Origin of the sequence: Janthinobacterium sp. SUN120, from assembly GCF_030397735.1 — a bacterium.
Lineage (GTDB): Bacteria > Pseudomonadota > Gammaproteobacteria > Burkholderiales > Burkholderiaceae_D > Janthinobacterium > Janthinobacterium kumbetense.
This window is the reverse complement of record NZ_JAPUBW010000002.1, coordinates 749,130-767,845: the sequence shown is the minus strand read 5'-3', so window position 1 is coordinate 767,845 and position 18,716 is coordinate 749,130. Positions and strand designations below refer to the sequence as shown.

The window sequence follows — 18,716 nt, the reverse complement described above, 5'->3', positions numbered from 1 at the left end:
ATATGTGCTTGCATTGATGCCTGTCTATGTATCGGTGAGGTTGATGCTGGTGTCGGGCGGCGGCGGGATGGGCCCGCCATTCGCAGATTCAATATGATATAACCAGGCCAGCAGTTCCGCAATCGCCCGATACAGGCCGGGCGGAATCTGGCGGTCCAGGTCGACATCCATCAGCAACGCCACCAATTCCTTCGATTCATGCACGAAGACGCCGTGTTCGCGCGCCGTGCTGATGATCTGGTCCGCGATCAGGCCGCTGCCCTTGGCCACCACCTTGGGGGCGGGCGCGCTACTCTGGTAGGCCAGCGCGACGGCCGTCTGCGGCACCTTGCGCTTGGTGTCGTCAAGCATCGTCCGCTTCCGCTGGCCCGGCGGCGTCCGGCTTGCCGGCGATCGTCAGCGACGTCAATGGCCAGCCGGCCGCGGCTAGCGACGCTTCCAGCGCCGCCGCATGCTGGCGCAAGGTGTCGGCGCTGCCTTCGCTGCCTGCTTGCAGCTGGATGGCCACGCGGCCGCCCTGCAAGACCACGTGCGCGGCCAGGTCGCCCAGCAGGGGAAACTGGAAGCGCACGTTGCTGCGCCAGGCCGTCGCTTCCCCGTCGCCGTCGCGCCCATCGTGCTGCTGTCCTTCCGGCGCATCCTTGCTGATATCCCACTGCATCTTCTGGCCGGGCCACGCTTCGCCCTGCCACTGCACGCGCGCCTGTTCGTGCGTATGCAGCTGCAAATTGATCAGTTGTGCCGAGGCAAGGTCGGTCCCCGTCCTGGCCGCGTCGCCCTGTGCCGCCTTCTGCATCTGCGGCTCCAGCAGCAGCGACGCCAGCGGCCGCTTGCCTTCGGCCCATTCGGCTACATGCGATTCATAGAACAGGCCGCTGCTGCCCACCGCCTCCTGCAGTTTTTGCGCCACCTGGGCCGGAGCTGCGCCCGGCGTGGTCATCAGCGGCGTCTTGCCGACCAGGGACAGGGGCGCGCCGGGCACGCTTTCCGCCTGGCTGAGCACGGTGCTGATGGCGCGCGCGGTGGTGCTCAGCTCGGGCGCGGGCGTGTCGCCCGCCAGGGCGGGCAACAGATTGGCCGGCGTCAGGGGTGCGCGGCTGAGCAGGGTGGCGGCCGTGCTGCTGGCGCGCGTGCCCGCCTGGGCGGCGCCGGGCTGGGGGCCGCGCGTTTCAGCGGCGTCCGGCTCGGCTTCCGCGTCCGCATACGTCAGCAGGGCGCTGGCGGGCTGGTCGCGGTTGTTGCCGATTTGAAAAGAGGGGCGGGGATTGATGCCGATCAAGGTCAGCGGGATTTCCGTGCCGGGCTGGGCGCCGGCGGGCAGCTGCATGCGGGCCGGCGTACCGGCCACGCGCACGAGAAAGCTGCCGTCGCCCATGCGGGCCAGCACCTGTCCCTGCATGGATTTGCCGATGAGTCCCTGCAGCGAGCGCTGGAACTCGGCCTGGCGCGGGTCGGCGACGGTGTCGGCCGGGCGAGTGCCCTTGATCGGGGTCAAGGGCGTCATGCCGATTGCATCCATCTTCGGCAACATGATAGCGGACCTTGCCCCGTGGGCGCTTACGCGCCGTAGGCGTTGGCCAGGCGCCGCTCGGTGCCGGTGCTGCTGATCAGCTTGGACAATTGCGCCATCCACGGCATGGTGAGGTCGCGGATCTTGCGGTCGTCTTCCAGGATCTGCTTGATCAGGGCGACCTTGCGCTGGCGGCCAGCGCTTTCCAGCACGACTTTTTCTTCATTCGCCTTCAGCGCGGCCACATGTGCGCTGATGCGCTGTTCCAGCGCTTCCAGCGCATCCCAGTCGGCGTTGGTGGCGGCGGTCACCATCTGGCCCGTCAGGGTCTGCATGGCTTCGTAGGTGGTCAGGACTTCTTGATTCGTCATCATGGGTCAGGCGCTCGCAAGGCTGGGCATACGTTTCAGATCGGCGCCAGGCATGGCGGCGGGGGTGGCGCCGATGGCGTTCCAGGTTTCGCGCAAGTCGGTCAGCAGGCGCTGCACTTCTTCCAGCAGGGTAATATCGTTGTGCAGGTTGGCCGTCAGCAGGCGCGCACTCATGTATTCATACAGGGCGTCGAGGCCTTCGGCGATCTGGCCGCCCGCTTCCTTGTCCAGGCTGGCGCGCAAGCCATTGTCGATGATCTGGATGGCTTTCGAGATGGACTTGCCTTTTTCCGGCACATTGCCCGATTTCATGTGCATCTGCGCGCTGAGCACGGCCACCAGGGCGCCGTCGTACAGCATCACGATCAGCTTGTGCGGCGAGGCTGAGACGATGCCCGTTTCCAGACCGACCTTGGCATAGGCGTTGACGCCGCGTTGTTGGGTTCCAAACATGTAATTCTCCTGATGAATGGGCTTAACGGTTGGCGGCGATGGCGGCCAGCTGCTGGGTCAAATAAGTTTGCATGCCCTGCAATTTATTCAGGGACACATCCAGGCGCGAGTATTGCGCGCGGTAGCGCGCCTCGATGTCGGTCAGCTTCTCGCTGAACTTGTCGCGTTGCGCCGCTATCGACTTCAGGGTTTCGTTGATGCCGCTCGTGCGTCCGGTGATCATGCCTTTTGTGCCGAGGAAGGACGTGGCCAGGTTGTTCAACTGATAGGCATAGCCTTGCGAGAAACTGACCGTGCCGCGCGAACCGGTGGTGCCGCCGGTCACTTCAATTTTCAAGCCTTCCGCTGGCGAACCGGGTGCGCCCGTCAGGCTCTGGCCGGAGCCGACGACCGGTTGCCCTCCCAGAGTACCGGCTACGTCCGCGCCCTTGACGGGCTTGGCGGCGCCAAACAGGGTCTCGATACCGGTCCCCTTGCCGTTACTCAAGGCCAGATTCGATACCGAGCCATAGCGGCTCGACACCAGGACCAGTTTGCCGGTGCCGTCGATCGACGCGGAGACCGTTGAACCAATGTCCGAAAAAGCCTTCACCCCGTTGATCGACGATTGTATCAGCGATGCCATCTGCGCCGGAGTATAGGTGCCCGCCGGTATCGACACCTGGGCCGTATTCTTGGCGGAGCTGGGATCCGTATCGTTGAGGGTGATATTCCAGGTAGTGTCGCTGGCAATCGTGGTGCTGGCTGCCAGCACGCCGTCGGACGTGAGCGAACCCTGGCTGGCCATGGTCGTGATGCTCAGATCATAGGTGCCGGGCTTCGTGGCGGCCGTCGAACTGGTGAAGGCGACGTTGCTGTCGCTGGCCTTGCCGATGGCTGAAAACAGACCGGCGATATCATTGAAATTTGTACTGATGGCTTTGTCAAGCTTGCTGGAATCCAAGGCCAGGCTGCCATCTTTTTGGAATGAAATACCCACCTGGCTCATATTGCTCATGCCGCTGCTCAAGCCGGTAATCGGTGCGCCCAGCTGCCGGCGCAACTGGCTTTGTATCGATTGAACGGTCGAATCTCCCAGCAAGATGCCTCCCGTCTTGGTTTCGGGATTGTAGGCTGTCATCTTGCCGATCGAAGTGTTCAGCTCGTTGTAGGCCTTGACGAAGGCGGTGATGCTGGTCTTGACCGTCGTTGTATCCTTGGCCACCGACAGGCTGGACGTGCCTATCTTGGTAATGCCCAAGGTGACGCCTTCGATCGCCGTATCGACGTTGTTCGAACTGCTGGTGATGGCGATGCCGTTGACGCTGAACATGGTGTTTTGCGCCGCGCTGTTCTGCTTGAGGTTTTGCGTGCCACCCGCATCGTACGACAGCAAGTCGTTCAGGGCGCTGTCGGCGGGCTGGCCATCGCTGCCGCTGAGCGAAATCTTCATGGCCGAATTGGCGCCTGTCTTGGTCGAACTGAGCACCAGGTGATACGGTTTGTCCGTGCCATCGGAAACGATGCTGGCGGTGACGCCCAGGCCGGCGTTATTGATGGCGTCGCGTATGCCTTGCAAGCTGTTGTTGGTGGAATCGATCACCACCGAACCCGTCGCCTGCGTGCCATCCTGGGTAAAGTTCGTGTTCATGTAGCTGCCGCCCGTGCCCGCGGTCAGCCCTGCTGCGGCAGGATTGCTCCCCCCGACGACGATGGGACTGGCGTTGCCCGAGGCCAGGGTAATCGAACTGGCAATCGTTACGTTCGAGCCGTCATTGACCGAGTTCGATGCATGGCCGATGCCGCCCTTGACCGAACCCGTCACCACTTCCTCGATGTTGAGGTTGGAGCCGTCGGCGCGCGTAAATTTCAGGGTGCCGTCGGCGGCCTTGCCGGTGACGGTAATATTCGCGGCGGCCAGTGCATTCGAGACGGCATTCGGGCCTTCGAGCGTCGTGTCGAGCGACGCGGCCGTAATGCCGGCGCCTGCGGCGACGCCGTTACCCTGGGTCACGATCTCGATGCCGCCTATCGACAGCGAGTAGGTGCCGTCCGCGCCCGTTTCGATATTGCCGAAACCGTTGAACATGGTGGCGTTGCTGGCCGTCGGCTGGGCCGTGGCTGTCACACCCGTGGTGCTGCTCTTGGCGTTGATGGCGTCCGCCAGCGCGCGTGCGCTCTTGGTGCTGGCGTCCGTCGGAATGGCCGTGCCATTGATGATCAGCGAGCCGTTGCTTACGCCCGTGAGCAGGGTGCTGCCGCTCAGTGTCGTGCCCGTTACGCCAAAGGTGCCGCCGGCGAGTGAGCCCAGCTGGAAGGAAATCGTGGTCTTGGCGCCGCTGCCGATGGTCGACAGTTTGCTGGCCATGCCGCCCGACGTCAGCGTCTGCGCCTGGGCCAGCTGGGAAACATTGATGTTATAGCTGCCGGCGACGGCCTTGGCGCCGGCACTGGCCGATAGCACCAGTGGATCGGACGGCGTGGCGCTGACGGCGCGGAAGTTGCTTGAGTTGGTGAGCGCTGACAACGAGCCCTGGAAAGTGCTGACGGCGCCGCTCAGCGTGCCCAGCGCGCTGAGCTTGGCCTGGTACGAGGCCGTTTTCTTGTCAAAGGTACCCAGCGGCGCGGCTTCGGCCGTCATCAGCTTGTCGATGATGGCATTCACATCCAGGCCGCTGGCGCCGGCGCCGATGCCTATGGATGAAAGGGTAGGTGTGATGGCCACTGAATACTCCTAGGAAAACGCTAATATAAGCTGTTATCGGCAGAATCAATCAGGACTTGAGAGGGGGATTTACCGCGCTGTTTTCAGCGGGAGCAAAAAAGCGGGGAAGAGATAGGAAAATATTGCACGAGTTGCAATAAAAAACGGGGCCGGATAGCCAGGCTACCGAACCCCGTGGTCATGCTGATGCCTGCTGCCGCGATGTCGCATGTCCGTGTGCCATGCCATCATCAGGCGCTTTGGCGGATCAGCGAACCCTTGGCCGAGTCAAAGGTCTTGGCCAATTCCAGCGCTTCCCGGGTGGGAATCTGGCGCAGTACTTCCTTGGTTTCCTGGTCGATGACCTTGACGACCGTGCGCTGGCTGTCTTCATCGACGGAAAATTCCAGGCCTTGCGTCTTCATCTGCGACGACTGGTTCAGCTCCGATACCGCCTTGTCGAGCTGCTCGCGGCTGGGTTCCTTGCTGGCTTGCTGTGGTGCAACCTTGTCGGTTTCCGTGGCGGCGCGTGGCGCTGCCGGGCGCGCCGGTGACGTGTCCGCAGACACATAACTCTTGTCTATCCTGGCCGCGGAGGCGGCCGCTATCGTGTCGATAGTCATGGTGCTCTCCTAGTGAAAATTCCCCGGCCGAAAAAATCCGGCAGGGGAATCAGAGTCCTACGCTGTTGCGCTACTAATCAGGGATTAGCCACGCAGCAGGCTCAGGACGCCGTTTGGCAGCGAGTTTGCTTGTGCCAGCATGGCCGTACCAGCTTGTTGCAGGATCTGGCCGCGGGTCATGTTGGCCGTTTCCGATGCAAAGTCGGTATCGACGATGCGGCTGCGCGATGCGGACAGGTTTTCCGTGGTCGATTGCAGGTTGGAAATCGCCGACGAGAAGCGCGATTGCAAAGCACCGTACTGGGCGCGTTGGCCGTTCACCGTTGCCAGTGCTGCATCGGCAATTTTCAGTGCCAACTGGGCGCCGTCAAACGACGTCACGTCCAGCGAAGCCACCGATTTTAAGTCCGATGTCTTGTTCGTGGCTTTCAAGCCCGACGTGTCGGTGATGGCAAAGCTGCCCGGCGCATCGTAGGTAACGGTGCCGTTGGCGACGGCGACCGCGTTATTGGCTTTTGCGTCGAACGCCGAACCCGTCAAGGTTTTGTCGGCCTTGTAGGAGTCGATATTGAACACCGTGTTACCGGCAGCTGCCGTGTTTTTGATGGCAATGTCGGCGCCGTCAGCATGCGTCAGTTTCATGCTGCTGGTCGATGCATCGTATTCGGCGGTGATGCCGGTTTTCGACGTTTGCGCATTGATTGCATTGATGCCTGCCGCATAGTCCGAAGCCGACTGGCCTGCGCCCACCGAGAAGGAAATCTGCGCTTCCTTGCCGGTGGCCGTATTGTCGCCCACCAGGGTGAACGAGTACGCTTCGGTGGAACCGAGTTTCAGGCTGGTGGCGGTTTTTGCCGTTGCCGTGACGCCCGTGTCGGCGCTAACCTTGTTGACGCTGGCGGCGATGGCTTGCGCGCTGTCGTTGGCTTTGGTGGTGACGGTGGAGGTGCCGCGTGCGCCGGCGACGACCACCGAACCTGCCGTTGCCGTTGCCGAGGTGGCGAGGACGGCGGTCGCATCATTTTCCACGCGGTTATTGCCGTAGGTACTGGTCAGGAAGTTCGCGCCGCTGGCGGAAATCAGCTGATTGGCATCTGCGCCGACCTGGAAGTTGGCCGTACCCATGGTGCCGTCCAGCAGCGCCTGGCCGTTGAACGAAGTCGTGGTGGCGATGCGGTTCAGTTCCGAACCCAGCTGGCCTACCTCTGTTTGCAGCGCCTGGCGGTCGCTGGCCGAGTTGGTGGCGTTCGACGATTGCACGGCCAGTTCGCGGATACGTTGCAGGATGTCGCCCGAGCTTGCCAACGCGCCTTCAGCCGTTTGGGCCAGCGAGACGCCGTCGTTTGCATTGCGGGTGGCTTGGGTCATGCCGCGGATTTGCGACGTCATGCGGTCGGAAATTGCCAGACCAGCGGCGTCATCCTTGGCGCTGTTGATGCGCATGCCGGAGGACAGGCGTTGCAGCGAGGTGCTCAGGGCCGACTGCGAGGTCGACAGGTTGCGTTGCGAATTCAGGGACGAGATGTTGGTATTAATTACTGCAGCCATGATAATTCTCCAAACAGGTACTACATTGCGCTATGTGCTAGTCACTTTGGCCTGCCCCGCTGTTCCGGGACAATCAAGCCGCTGTTGTTTAGGGTAACGGTTGCTCTGCGGGAAAATTTATGGCGAAAAGTGCTTTAAATTTTAATTTTTAGCCCTTCAGTTTGCCGCCGGCCGCGCGCTAGACGACATGATTTAAAGAAACTTGAGGGTAAAAATAGTTTTATTTTCATATCGCGCGGACGCCGGCGGAAGGCGGGAAGGCGATGAATGTTATTGTTTTTGCCATGAAAAATGCCGTCCGGCCGGGTGGCGGGACGGCATGGCGTGAAGCGGACCGGGCTTAGTCGGCCACCACCACGCGGTTCTTGCCCGTCTGCTTGGCCTGGTACATGGCGCGGTCGGCGCGCTTGACCAGCTCGGCCTGGTCTTCGTTGGGCAGGCGCAGGGCCACGCCGGCGGAAAAGGTGATCAAGACTTTTTCGTTGTCGTGCAGGAAGAAATGCCGGGTCAGCTCGCGCTGCAAGCGCGTCATCGTCGACGAGGCCGCCTCGACCGTGGTTTCCGGCAGCAGGATGAGGAATTCCTCGCCGCCGAAGCGGGCGATGACGTCCATCGAGCGCAGGGTTTCCTTGACGATCTTCACCAGGTGTTTCAAGGCGGCATCGCCGGCCAGGTGGCCGTAGGTGTCGTTCAGGCGCTTGAAATCGTCCAGGTCCAGCATGGCGATGCACAGCGGGGTGCCGCGGCGGTCGGAGCGGGCCGTCTCGCGTTCGAACACGTCGTCCAGGCCACGGCGGTTCAGGCTGCCCGTCAGCTGGTCTTCCCGCACCAGTTCGCTCATATGCTGGAGCTTGGCTTCCAGGGTGTGGATGCGCTGTTCCGCGTCCTGCACTTCCTGGCGCGCCAGCACCATCTTGTCGCGTGCGCGCAAGGCTTCGTTCTGCACCATGCGCGTTTCGCGCAAGACTTCGTCGAGAACGCTGTTCAGTTCGCTGATATTTTCTGCCTGGCTGATCTTTTCCGAATAGCCGCCGATCTTTTCATGGAAGTCGCCCGTGCTGGCCGCCACTTGCCCCAGGCGGTCGATGAAGGTCATCATCATGTTCTTGACCGTCAGCTTGACGTCGGACAGGCTGTGCTTGAGCTGGCCTTGCTTGTAGATGACTTCCTTCAGGCTGCGCGTGGCGTCTTCCAGCGCGCGCTGGTCGAGCGGGCCGGCGATCAGGTTTTGCACGGCATCGACCTGGCCTCGCAGCCAGCTGTCGTCGTCGAGCAACTGGCTGACGTTGTCCAGCAGTAACTTGAACAGGCGCAGCAGCAATTCCTGCTGCTCGGCCGTGTCGCCGCTCTTCAGCTCGATCTGGTAGCACAGCTGTTTCAGGCGCAGCGCCGCTTCGTTCAGCGCTTCTTCCGTGTGGGCCAGCTTGATGGCCGCGCCCAGCGATTCGGCCTCTTCCACCAGCGCGGGCGTGCCCGTCAGCAAGGTGGCGACGGCAAAGCCCAGGGTGCGGCTGAGCAACTCGCGCAGGGTGCGCGTCTGTTCGCCGTCCGGCAGGGGCGGCAATTCGATGCCGCCGCCTTTCTTCACCTGTTTTTCCGCCAGTTGCGCCAGGGTACGCGCGTAGCTGTCCCAGTCGCGCGCTTTCAGGGCGCGCTGGAAACGCCGGCCAAAATCGCCCAGTTCGCCCGCCGATTCGCTCATCTTGGCGGCAAACTGCGTCAGGACGTTTTCCGCGCCGCTCTCCGTGGGTGCGCTGGCGGCCAGCACGGCGGCAGGTGCGCCGGGCGTCTCCGCCGGTTCGCTGATGCCGGCGATTTCATTGTAGATATCGCGGTAGGCGCTCGGCGTCGGGGCGATGCGGCGCGTGGCCAGGCGGCGAAACGCTTCGCGGGCGATATCGGCAGGGTTCATCGCCGCAGCGGCGGCGGTATGCGTGGCGCCGGCGGGAGCGCTTGCTGGTGAAGTTGGCAATTTACTGGACATGTAGGCACAGCCTTTTTAGATATTTCTAATTATCCTCATGATATGCGAGTTGGCAAAGAACTTATTGTGCGAGAAGCAAGGAGAAGTCCTGTCAATTCGCCCGATGCCAGCGGGCATGCCGCTTTGCCGTCAATCCACCAGTTGGTTGCGGATGGCGTAATGCGTCAGTTCGGCGCTGTTCTTGAGTTTCATCTTGACGAGCAGGCGGGCGCGGTATTCGCTGACGGTTTTCACGGACAGTTTCAGCTCTTCGGCGATGGCGCCCACGGCCTTGCCCGAGGCGATCATGACCAGGGTCTGGTATTCGCGGTCCGACAAGGTGTCGTGCAAGGCCGTTTCGTGGTCGTCGCCCACCGTATTGGCCAGTTCCTGCGCCAGCGAGGCGCTGATGTATTTCAAGCCTTGCGCCACCTGGCGGATGGCCGTGACCAGTTCGCGCGGCGCGCTCTGTTTCGTCAGGTAGCCGGCCGCGCCCGCCTTGAGCGAACGGATGGCGTACTGGTCCTCGCGGTGCATGGAGAGCATCAGCACGGCCAGTTCCGGCTTTTCCTTCTTGATCTGCTTGAGCACCTCGATGCCGCTGCGGTCGGGCAGGGAGATGTCGAGCAGCAACACCTGGCATTTCGAGCCGCGGAACAGTTTGATGGCGTCGTGGCCATTTTCGGCCTCGCCGGCCACGATGATGTCCTTCGTATCGGCGAGGATTTGCTTCAAGCCCTCGCGCACGATCGCGTGATCGTCGGCGATGAATACCCGGATAGTGGCTTTTTCTTTCATGACTGCGTTGTTTCCTATCTAATTCACCCACTGGCCGCTTCTGGTGGCGGCCCGCTGTGCGCGGGCGCACTGGCTGCAGCCGCTATTATCGCCTCTCGCGGCGTGGTCAGCCGGATTTTTATGCTCAGGATGGTGCCGCCGTCCGGCCCGTCCATCAGGCTCAGGGTGCCGCCCAGCGCGCTGGCCCGTTCGGCCATGCCGCGGATGCCGAACGATTGCGGCTTGGCGCGGTCGGACAGGCGCATGCCGACGCCATTGTCGGCGATCGACAGGCTGATATGCTGGCGCTGCCGGGCCAGGCGCACGCTGACCTTGCTCGCCTGCGCATGCTTGGCGATATTCGTCAGCGCCTCCTGGGCGATGCGGAACAGGCTGGTCGCCTGGTCCAGCTCCAGTTCGATGTGCTGGCGGTTCGAAATGAACAGGCATTCGATGCCGGCCTGGCGCGCGAATTCCTTCACTTGCCAGTCCAGCGCGGCGACCAGGCCCAGGTCCAGCATGGAGGGGCGCAAGTCCAGCGAAATGCGGTGCACGGCGTCGATGCTGCGGTCGACCAGGGCATCGACATAGTCGGCCTTTTCCTGCAGTTGCTGGTCGTCCGGCGGCAGGCGGCGCGCCAGCATGGCCAGCGCCATCTTGATCGCCGTCAAATTGCCGCCCAGGTCATCGTGCAATTCGCGCGCCAGGCGCGTGCGTTCGTGTTCCTTGACCTTGTCGATATGCGCCGTCAGCTCGGCTAGGCGGGCGCGCGACTGGCGCACTTCGCTCTGTTCCAGCCGGCTTTCCGTGATATTCGTCATGATGCCTTCCCACTGCACCGTGCCGTCGGCCAGCGCGCGCGGCGTGGAGCGCAGGTTGATCCATTTGACATCCTTCCAGGCATCGATCCAGATGCGGCCTTCCCAGTTCCAGCTCCACAAGGCGTTTTTCGACGCTTGCATCGATTCCAGGTACGAGGCGCGGTCGTCGGCGAGGATCAACCGGTAAAACAGTTCCGGGCGCGCGTGCAGCTGCGCCGGCCCCAAGCCCAGCAGGGCCTGGCAGCCATCGCTCAGGTAGGGGAAGGCGGCGCGCCCATCCGCATGCAGGCAGAACTGGTACACGAGACCCGGCGTATTCGAGACGATGGCGTTGAAGCGCGACTGCACCTGCGCCAGGGCGGCTGCCGTCGCCTGCGGCGTGCGCAAGTCTTCGCCTTCGGCCAGCAGCAGGGCGCGTCCGTGGCGGCTGGCGCGCGACAGGTGCAGGCTGAGCGAATACAGGCTGCCATCGCGGCGACGCTGCTGCACGTGCAGCAGGGCTTGTGCACCGATGCTGTCGTCCAGGGTCGCCAGCACGGCGGCCAGTTGCTGCGCGTCAAGCTGCGGCGCCAGGGTGAAGGGCGTCATCGCCAGCAATTCCTTGCGCGCATATTGCAAGTTGTCGCAGGCGGCATCGTTGGCGTCCAGCAATTGCAAGCTGGCCGCGTCGTACAGGTAGATTTCCGGCGCCGCCGCGCGCATGGCGGGGGCCAGGCGGGGAGTGTCGTGCATGGAGTGGCCTTTCTTCATCAGCGGCGGGCGCGCCAGAAGGCGGCGAAGCGGCGCAGCACCCTGGCCGGGCGCGAATTATGGCGTCCTGGCGTGCCCTTGCGCAAGCGTTGCCACCAGGCACGGCGGGCGCGGCCCAGCGCGGCCGACAGGCGGCTGACGCGGCGCCAGGGGCGCGTGGCGCGCAGGCGGGCGATCCAGCGGTCCTTGGTTTCCATGAACAGGCCATGCCAGCGGGCAAACCATGGCAAACTGAGCAGGGTGGGGCGCGTCAGGTTGTACAGACGCGCCACGGCGGCCGCGCCGCCCAGCTTGGCGATGACGATCACGCCGATGCCGGAAAAGGCATGGCCGCGCGCGATGGCCAGCAGGGCCAGCAGCTTGACGGGGAACAGCAGCACGGCCGGCAGCACGAAGATGGCCAGCGCCCAGTACGGCGGCAGGCGCTTGATCCACGCTTCCAGCGCATGCAGGGGCGGAAATTGCGCCACCACCTGCATGATGCGCGCGCCCGTCGCCCACAGCCATTCCTCGATCAGCAGGAAGATGGCGGCCAGGTAGACCAGCGGCGCAAACAGCCAGCGCCTGACTCTGTAGAATTTTTTCATCCGTCTCCGTGTGCGGCGCAGGTTTGCCGCGATTGCCACGATGATACGTCAAAAAAGCCTGTTTGCCCCCGCATCCCGTGTGCCCGAGGCTCCCTGGCGGGGCTACAATAGACAGATGAATAAAGCCTTTGTAAAAGAATCCGACAACGACGACGATGAAGAAGCGGCCGCGCTGGCGCTGGCCATTCCCGCCGGCGCCAAGAACTACATCACGCCGGCCGGTTACCAGCGCATCAAGGATGAGCTGCTGCAGCTGATCGACGTCGACCGTCCGGAAGTGGTGCGCATCGTCCATTGGGCGGCGTCGAATGGCGACCGCTCGGAAAATGGCGACTATATCTACGGCAAGCGGCGCCTGCGCGAAATCGACCGCCGCATCCGCTTCCTGACGAAACGCATGGATCTGGCCGCCATCGTCGACCCCAGCGTGCACCATGGCAACGACCAGGTGTTTTTCGGCGCCACGGTCACCTACCGCACGAGCGACGGCGAAACGCACACCATCACCATCGTCGGCATCGATGAATTCGACCCCTTGAACGGCAAGATCAGCTGGGTCTCGCCCATGGCCCGCACCATCACCAAGGCGCGCGAAGGCGACGTGATCACCCTCAACACGCCGCTGGGCGAGCAGGAACTGGAATTGCTGGAAGTGACGTATCCGGCGCCGGGGGAGGCTTGAACTGATGTGTTCCGCATGAAAAAACGGCTGGGCAGAGAATCTGGCCAGCCGTTTTCTAGTTGCGCTCGCGCAATATCCGATTGACTCCGGCGACCCGGCGCACATTGCGCAGCAGGGCGGCCAGGTGGACGCGGTCCTTGACTTGCACGGTGAAGCGCAGCTGGTCGAGGACGTTGTCCTTGTCTTCGTCCATGCCCACGTAGATGATGTTGGCGTCGGATTCGCCGATTTCGGCGGCGACTCTCGCCAAGATGCCCCGTTCGCTGTTGATCAGCACCTTGATGCGGCAGTCGAAGCGGCGGTTCAGTTCCGTTCCCCAGCGCACGGCGATCCAGCGGTCCGGTTCCTTGGCGCGCTGGCGCTTCGCTTGCGAGCAGTCGCTCGTGTGCACGAGCAAGCCCTGGTCGCGGCGCAGCTGGCCGATGATCTGGTCGCCGGGAATCGGCAGGCAGCACGGCGCCAGCTGCACGGAGACGCCTTCGCTGCCGCAGATGGTGACGGGGTCGAGTTCGCTGCCGCTATTGTGTTCCACCGGCATGCTGGCCGCTTCGCCGCCGATCAGGCCAAAAATGTGGCGCGCCACCAGGGTGGCCATGCGCTTGCCGATGCCGATGTCCGCATACAGCTCGTCCATGGAATTGGCGCTCGATTCGTTGAGCAGGCGTTCGACCAGCGGCGCCTGCAGGTCGGCGTCGATGTTCAGGGCGTGCAGCGCCTGCGACAGCAGTTGCTGGCCCAGGGCGATCGATTCGGGCAGGTTGATCGTGCGCAAATGGTGGCGGATGGCCGAGCGGGCCTTGCCGGTGCGCACGAACGACAGCCAGGTCGGGCTGGGGCGCGACGAGGAATCGGTGATGATTTCCACGATGTCGCCGTTGTGCAGCTCGGTGCGCAGGGGCGAAGTTTCGTTGTTGATCTTGACGGCCACGGTCTGGTCGCCGATGCCCGTATGGATCGAATAGGCGAAGTCGATGGCCGTGGCGCCGCGCGGCAGGGCGATGATCTTCGACTTCGGCGTAAACACGTAGACGGAATCGGGGAACAGGTCGACCTTGACGTGTTCGAGGAATTCGGCCGAGTCGCCCGTCTGCTGCTGGATGTCGAGCAAGGATTGCAGCCAGGCATGCGTGCGCTGCTGCAGGTCGGACGGGTTCGATTCGCCGCTCTTGTACAGCCAGTGCGCCGCCACGCCCGATTCGGCCGTGCGGTGCATTTCCTGCGTGCGGATCTGGAATTCGACGGGCGTGCCGTAGGGGCCGATGACGGTCGTGTGCAGCGACTGGTAGCCGTTCAGCTTGCGGATCGCGATGTAATCCTTGAACTTGCCCGGCATGGGCTTGTACAGGCTGTGCAGGGTGCCCAGGGTCACGTAACAGTCGGCAAAACTGCCCACCACCACGCGGAAGCCGTACACGTCCAGCACTTGCGAGAACGACAAGTGCTTGCTGCGCATCTTCTTATAGATGTCGTACAGGGTCTTTTCGCGGCCCGTGACGTCGGCATCGAGCTCGGCCATGGACAAGGTGCTTTTTACGGCTTCCATGATCTTGTTGACCACTTCGCGCCGGTTGCCGCGCGCCGCCTTGACGGCTTTCGCCAGGGTGCGGTAGCGCATCGGATACAGGTGCGAGAACGACAGGTCCTGCAGCTCGTGGTAGATGTTGTTCAGGCCGAGGCGGTGCGCGATCGGCACGTACACTTCCATGGTCTCGCTGGCGATGCGGCGTTTTTTCGCCGCCGTCATGAAGTCCAGGGTGCGCATATTGTGCAGGCGGTCGGCCAGCTTGATCAGGATCACGCGCACGTCGGACGCCATGGCCAGCAGCATCTTGCGGAAGTTTTCCGCTTGCGCTTCGATCTGGCTCTGGAATTCGATCTTTTCCAGCTTCGACAGGCCGTCGACCAGGTGCGCCACGGGCGCGCCGAAGCGCTCGATCAATTCTTCCTTCTTGACGTCCTGGTCTTCCATGACGTCGTGCAGCAGGGCGGCCATGATGGCTTGCGCGTCGAGCTTCCAGTCGGCGCAGATTTCCGCGACGGCGATCGGATGCGAGATATACGGCTCGCCCGAACGGCGCATCTGGCCCAGGTGCATTTCGTCGGAGAAGCGGTAGGCTTCCTTGACTTTCTTCAGGTCGGCGGGAGACAGGTATTCGGCCAGCTTGTCGGCCAGGTGGCTGACGGAGGCCACGCCCAGGGCGGGCGCTGGCGGTACTGCGGGGATGTTGCTGCCGGACGTGCCGACGCCGGGCGTGGTTGCGCCCTGCGATTTTGCCGCCTGGCGCGAGGCCAGGGGCGGCAATGCTGCGGAAGTCGTGTCGGCTGGGGTCAGACTCATAAAACGTCGCGTTGCTTCACAGTGTGAATAAAGGATACGGTAGAACCAGGGGTCAGCACTGTTCCGGCACGCGGGTTCCCACTTACATCGGGACCTTTTTCAGCATTTCGATGCCGACTTTACCGGCAGCGATTTCACGCAGTGCAACAACGGTAGGCTTGTCCTTGGCTTCCACCTTAGGGGTGTGGCCTTGCAGCAACTGACGTGCGCGATAAGTCGCAGCCAGGGTCAGCTGGAAACGGTTAGGGATCTGCTTCAGGCAATCTTCGATTGTGATACGGGCCATAGTAACTCCTAAAATTTTTGCGTGGTGCTGTGTGAACTGGCGTGCAGGCGAATTACTCTGCGTGCAGGCCCAGCTGGGCGAATAGCGATGCGTTGCGGGCCGCTTGTTGCGCAAACCGGCAACGGGCCGCTCTCACGATCGCGCTCAGTTCGGACAAAGCGACCGTAAACTCTTCATTGATAATAACATACTCGAACTCGGGAGCGTGTGCGATTTCGCCGCCGGCCGCCAGCAGGCGGCGCGTGATCACGTGCGGCTCGTCCTGGCCGCGCTTGTTCAAGCGTTCTTCCAGCGCATCGATCGATGGCGGCAGGATGAAGATGCCGGCCGCGCGGGGGAATTGCTTGCGCACCTGGCGCGCGCCCTGCCAGTCGATTTCCAGCAGGATATCGGTGCCGGCCAGCATTTGCTGCTCCACCATGATGCGCGAAGTGCCGTAGTAATTGCCATGCACTTCCGCCCATTCCAGGAATTCGCCCTGTTCGGCGCGCGCGACGAAGTCTTCCGCCGTCGTGAAATAGTACTCGCGGCCATGCTGCTCGCCCGGACGGGGGGCGCGCGTGGTGGTCGAGATCGACAATTTGATGCCGGGCTCTTGCGCCAGCAATGCATTGACCAGTGTCGATTTGCCGGCGCCCGAGGGCGCGGCGACCACGAACAGGCTGCCGGAGAAGGCGGTAGGGTGGCTCATGCGGATCTTTCCATTTGCGTGTGATGGCGGCGTTTGCGCTTGCGTGGGTGCCGCCCAATTCGGTATTTTACCAAGAGGCAAGGCGGCGAGCCAGCCCCGCGATGCGCCTCGCCGCCCCGCTTGTGCATATTTTGCTTGTTATCCTGAGGAAATAGTTATCTAATTTGGATGGTTTTTTCTCAATAACTATTCTACTGACAGGATGCGCGCATGAAGAATTTCCCGTTTCTCAGTTCCGCCCAGGCCATGTTGTTGTTGCGCGTGGCCATCGCCGTGATGTTCATGGCGCACGCCATCACGCGCATCGCTAATGGCACCATTCCCCGCTTTGCCGGTTTCCTGGAAGACAAGGGGTTTATTTACGGCCTGGCCGTGGTGTGGGCGATTACCGTCGTCGAGATCGTTTGCGGCAGTTTGCTCATCGTCGGCAAATACACGCGCTGGGCGGCGGCCGGGCTGATGGTGATCTGCATCGGCGGCATCGCCATCGTGCATGCGGCCAAGGGCTGGTTCGTGGGCGAGCATGGCGCCGGTGGCGTGGAATACAGCATCGTGCTGTTTGTCGCCTGCGTCGTCATCGCCGCCAGCGACCAGGGGCGCGCCGGAGCGCGCCTGGCCTGACGGGGTTTATTCCAGGTTCTGCACCTGTTCGCGCATCTGCTCGATCAGCAGTTTCAAGTCCATCGAGGCGTCGGCCAGTTCCTTGACGGATGCCTTGGCGCCCAGCGTGTTGGCTTCGCGGTTCAGTTCCTGCATCATGAAGTCGAGGCGCTTGCCCACTTGCCCGCCCTTGGTGAGGATGTGGCGCGTTTCGCCCAGGTGGGCCGACAGGCGCGCCAGTTCTTCCGATACGTCGATGCGGATGCCGTACAGGATGACTTCCTGGCGGATGCGTTCCATGGCGTCCTGGCGCGACAGGGCCGAATTCGAGCCCTGGCTGGCCAGGCCCAGCGCGTCCTGCATGCGCTCGATGGCTTTTTGCTGGAAGGCCGCCACCACTTGCGGAATCAGGGGCGTGATGCGCTTGACGATGGCTTCCATCGCTTCGATGCGCGACACCAGCACCGCTTCGAGCGCGGCGCCTTCGCGCTTGCGGCTGTCGACGAAGGCGGCCACGGTGCGTTTGGTCAGCGCGCCCACATCCGCCTGCAGGGATTCCTGTCCCACTTGCGCTTCTTCGATGACGCCAGGCCAGCGCAGCAGTTCGGCCACCGTCATGACGGGGGCGGAGACAAAATGCTGGCCCACTTCGTTTTGCAGGCGCGCCAGTTCGGTCAGCAGGGGCAGGTTCAGTGCCTGCGTGCCGTTTGTGGCGGCCTTGCGGCCAAAGCTCAGGCGTACCTCGACTTTGCCGCGCGTGATGGCGGACATGACGGCGGCGCGCAAGTCAGGCTCCAGGGCCCGCAGATCGTCGTTGATCCGGAATTGCAGGTCGAGAAAGCGTGAGTTGACGCTCTTGATTTCAATTGTCAGTGTGCCTGCAGCACCTTCGCTGGTGGCAACCGCGTAGCCTGTCATGCTTGAAATGCTCAAAGGATTCCCCGATTTGGTCTTGTATACAGTCACTTATACACTTAATCAGCCAGCGCAGGCAATACCGCCCGCGCCGCAAAAACAGAACCGCATGGTCTGATGGCCTGAAAATTGCTGAATAGTGTGCGTTTTACGGCATTGTAAAGAAAATTGTGTTTGGTGGGGCAGGATTGTAGGGATCATGTGTGCGCCGCCTGCCATTGCGTCTTGCGCTGTTGCATGACTGCAAATAGACGGACGCGCGGTGGTAAAATCGCTGCCGCAACCCCAATCACACAGGACATCTCATGACATTTGAATCCCGCCCGAGCGGCCGCGCCGTCGACGCGCTGCGCGCCATCCGCATCACCCGCCAGTACACCAAGCATGCCGAAGGCTCGGTGCTGATCGAGTGCGGCGACACCAAGGTCATCTGCACCGCCAGCATCGAAGACAAGGTGCCGGGTTTCCTGAAAGGCAAGGGTCAGGGCTGGTTGACGGCCGAATACGGCATGCTGCCCCGCTCGACGCACACGCGCATGGACCGCGAGGCGGCGCGCGGCAAGCAGTCCGGCCGCACGCAGGAAATCCAGCGCCTGATCGGCCGCTCGCTGCGCGCCGCCTTTGATTTGCAGGCGTTCGGCGAACGCACGCTGCACCTCGATTGCGACGTGATCCAGGCCGATGGCGGCACGCGTACGGCGTCGATCACGGGCGCGATGGTGGCCGCGTATGACGCGTTTTCCCAGCTGCAGGCGCGCGGCGCGATCGCCGCCATTCCCGTGAAAAGCTTTGTCGCCGCCATCTCGGTGGGCGTCTACCAGGGCATGCCGGTGCTGGACCTGGACTACGTGGAAGACTCGGGCTGCGACACGGACATGAACGTGGTGATGACGGAAGCGGGCCACTTCATCGAAGTGCAGGGCACGGCCGAAGGCGCCGCCTTTGACCGCGCCGGCATGAACCGCCTGCTGGACCTGGCGCAGGGCGGCATCGCCGACCTGATTGCCCTGCAGAAGCAGGCATTGGGGATCTGATCTTTACACAGATTTACATCCGCTGGCCCGCCGCGCCGGGCAAAAAGCCCACAGCTGCCGCTTCTTGCGACAGCTTCGGGGCGA

At 62.7% G+C, this 18,716-nt stretch carries 18 protein-coding genes; 3 read left to right on the top strand and 15 right to left on the bottom strand.

All coding sequences use genetic code 11. The features are described 5' to 3' along the window. Window positions 1-24: 24 nt before the first annotated feature. The 11 genes from O0879_RS13130 to O0879_RS13080 all read right to left on the bottom strand — a co-directional run bounded on the left by O0879_RS13130 (window position 25) and on the right by O0879_RS13080 (window position 12,086). Entirely contained in the window at window positions 25-351 is a 327-nt protein-coding gene (locus tag O0879_RS13130) for an EscU/YscU/HrcU family type III secretion system export apparatus switch protein (RefSeq protein WP_289916839.1), read from the bottom strand. Then, window positions 344-1,504 carry a flagellar hook-length control protein FliK gene (locus tag O0879_RS13125; protein WP_289916837.1) on the bottom strand — a complete coding sequence of 387 codons (1,161 nt, stop codon included), beginning with the start codon at window positions 1,502-1,504 and terminating at the stop codon, window positions 344-346. Before O0879_RS13125 ends, O0879_RS13130 begins: the two co-directional genes overlap by 8 nt. 53 nt (window positions 1,505-1,557) lie before the next feature. Then, window positions 1,558-1,884: a flagellar protein FliT gene (locus O0879_RS13120; protein ID WP_035821340.1), complete on the bottom strand. Its 327-nt coding sequence runs from the start codon at window positions 1,882-1,884 to the stop codon at window positions 1,558-1,560. A gap of 3 nt (window positions 1,885-1,887) precedes the next feature. Then, window positions 1,888-2,334 (bottom strand): flagellar export chaperone FliS, encoded by a 447-nt coding sequence (gene fliS, locus O0879_RS13115; protein WP_077407797.1) that lies wholly within the window; start codon window positions 2,332-2,334, stop codon window positions 1,888-1,890. 22 nt (window positions 2,335-2,356) lie between these two features. After that, on the bottom strand, window positions 2,357-5,038 hold the full coding sequence (gene fliD / locus O0879_RS13110; protein ID WP_289911184.1) for a flagellar filament capping protein FliD: 2,682 nt from the start codon (window positions 5,036-5,038) through the stop codon (window positions 2,357-2,359). A gap of 230 nt (window positions 5,039-5,268) precedes the next feature. Continuing rightward, window positions 5,269-5,640 (bottom strand): flagellar protein FlaG, encoded by a 372-nt coding sequence (locus tag O0879_RS13105; RefSeq protein WP_251350725.1) that lies wholly within the window; start codon window positions 5,638-5,640, stop codon window positions 5,269-5,271. A gap of 84 nt (window positions 5,641-5,724) precedes the next feature. Next, window positions 5,725-7,188: a flagellin gene (locus O0879_RS13100; RefSeq protein ID WP_289898647.1), complete on the bottom strand. Its 1,464-nt coding sequence runs from the start codon at window positions 7,186-7,188 to the stop codon at window positions 5,725-5,727. Between the two features lie 340 nt (window positions 7,189-7,528). Further along, window positions 7,529-9,100 (bottom strand): GGDEF domain-containing protein, encoded by a 1,572-nt coding sequence (locus O0879_RS13095; RefSeq protein ID WP_077407790.1) that lies wholly within the window; start codon window positions 9,098-9,100, stop codon window positions 7,529-7,531. Window positions 9,101-9,301: 201 nt separating this feature from the next. Then, the gene (locus tag O0879_RS13090; protein ID WP_077407788.1) at window positions 9,302-9,949 is read right to left on the bottom strand and encodes a response regulator transcription factor; all 648 of its coding nucleotides are present in this window, start codon (window positions 9,947-9,949) and stop codon (window positions 9,302-9,304) included. 23 nt (window positions 9,950-9,972) lie between these two features. Further along, window positions 9,973-11,481 (bottom strand): PAS domain-containing sensor histidine kinase, encoded by a 1,509-nt coding sequence (locus O0879_RS13085; RefSeq protein ID WP_289916835.1) that lies wholly within the window; start codon window positions 11,479-11,481, stop codon window positions 9,973-9,975. A 17-nt stretch (window positions 11,482-11,498) separates the two neighbouring features. Further along, entirely contained in the window at window positions 11,499-12,086 is a 588-nt protein-coding gene (locus O0879_RS13080) for a hypothetical protein (RefSeq protein WP_289916832.1), read from the bottom strand. 115 nt (window positions 12,087-12,201) lie between these two features. Between O0879_RS13080 and greB the strand changes: the two genes are divergently transcribed. Then, the gene (gene greB / locus O0879_RS13075; protein ID WP_289916830.1) at window positions 12,202-12,768 is read left to right on the top strand and encodes a transcription elongation factor GreB; all 567 of its coding nucleotides are present in this window, start codon (window positions 12,202-12,204) and stop codon (window positions 12,766-12,768) included. A 55-nt stretch (window positions 12,769-12,823) separates the two neighbouring features. On the opposite strand, the gene O0879_RS13070 is transcribed toward greB, so the two are convergent. The 3 genes from O0879_RS13070 to gmk form a co-directional block, all read right to left on the bottom strand. Beyond that, window positions 12,824-15,106: a bifunctional (p)ppGpp synthetase/guanosine-3',5'-bis(diphosphate) 3'-pyrophosphohydrolase gene (locus O0879_RS13070; protein WP_099666876.1), complete on the bottom strand. Its 2,283-nt coding sequence runs from the start codon at window positions 15,104-15,106 to the stop codon at window positions 12,824-12,826. A gap of 82 nt (window positions 15,107-15,188) precedes the next feature. Continuing rightward, the gene (gene rpoZ / locus O0879_RS13065; protein WP_010400723.1) at window positions 15,189-15,392 is read right to left on the bottom strand and encodes a DNA-directed RNA polymerase subunit omega; all 204 of its coding nucleotides are present in this window, start codon (window positions 15,390-15,392) and stop codon (window positions 15,189-15,191) included. A 52-nt stretch (window positions 15,393-15,444) separates the two neighbouring features. Next, on the bottom strand, window positions 15,445-16,083 hold the full coding sequence (gene gmk, locus O0879_RS13060; RefSeq protein ID WP_099666877.1) for a guanylate kinase: 639 nt from the start codon (window positions 16,081-16,083) through the stop codon (window positions 15,445-15,447). A gap of 210 nt (window positions 16,084-16,293) precedes the next feature. Between gmk and O0879_RS13055 the strand changes: the two genes are divergently transcribed. Beyond that, on the top strand, window positions 16,294-16,704 hold the full coding sequence (locus O0879_RS13055) for a DoxX family protein (RefSeq protein WP_251350732.1): 411 nt from the start codon (window positions 16,294-16,296) through the stop codon (window positions 16,702-16,704). 6 nt (window positions 16,705-16,710) lie between these two features. On the opposite strand, the gene O0879_RS13050 is transcribed toward O0879_RS13055, so the two are convergent. Next, a complete protein-coding gene (locus O0879_RS13050; protein WP_289903925.1) occupies window positions 16,711-17,601 on the bottom strand; it encodes a YicC/YloC family endoribonuclease in 891 nt (296 codons plus the stop codon). Window positions 17,602-17,903: 302 nt separating this feature from the next. On the opposite strand from O0879_RS13050, the gene rph reads away from it, so the two are divergent. Then, the gene (gene rph / locus O0879_RS13045; protein ID WP_034787067.1) at window positions 17,904-18,632 is read left to right on the top strand and encodes a ribonuclease PH; all 729 of its coding nucleotides are present in this window, start codon (window positions 17,904-17,906) and stop codon (window positions 18,630-18,632) included. Window positions 18,633-18,716 lie beyond the last annotated feature (84 nt).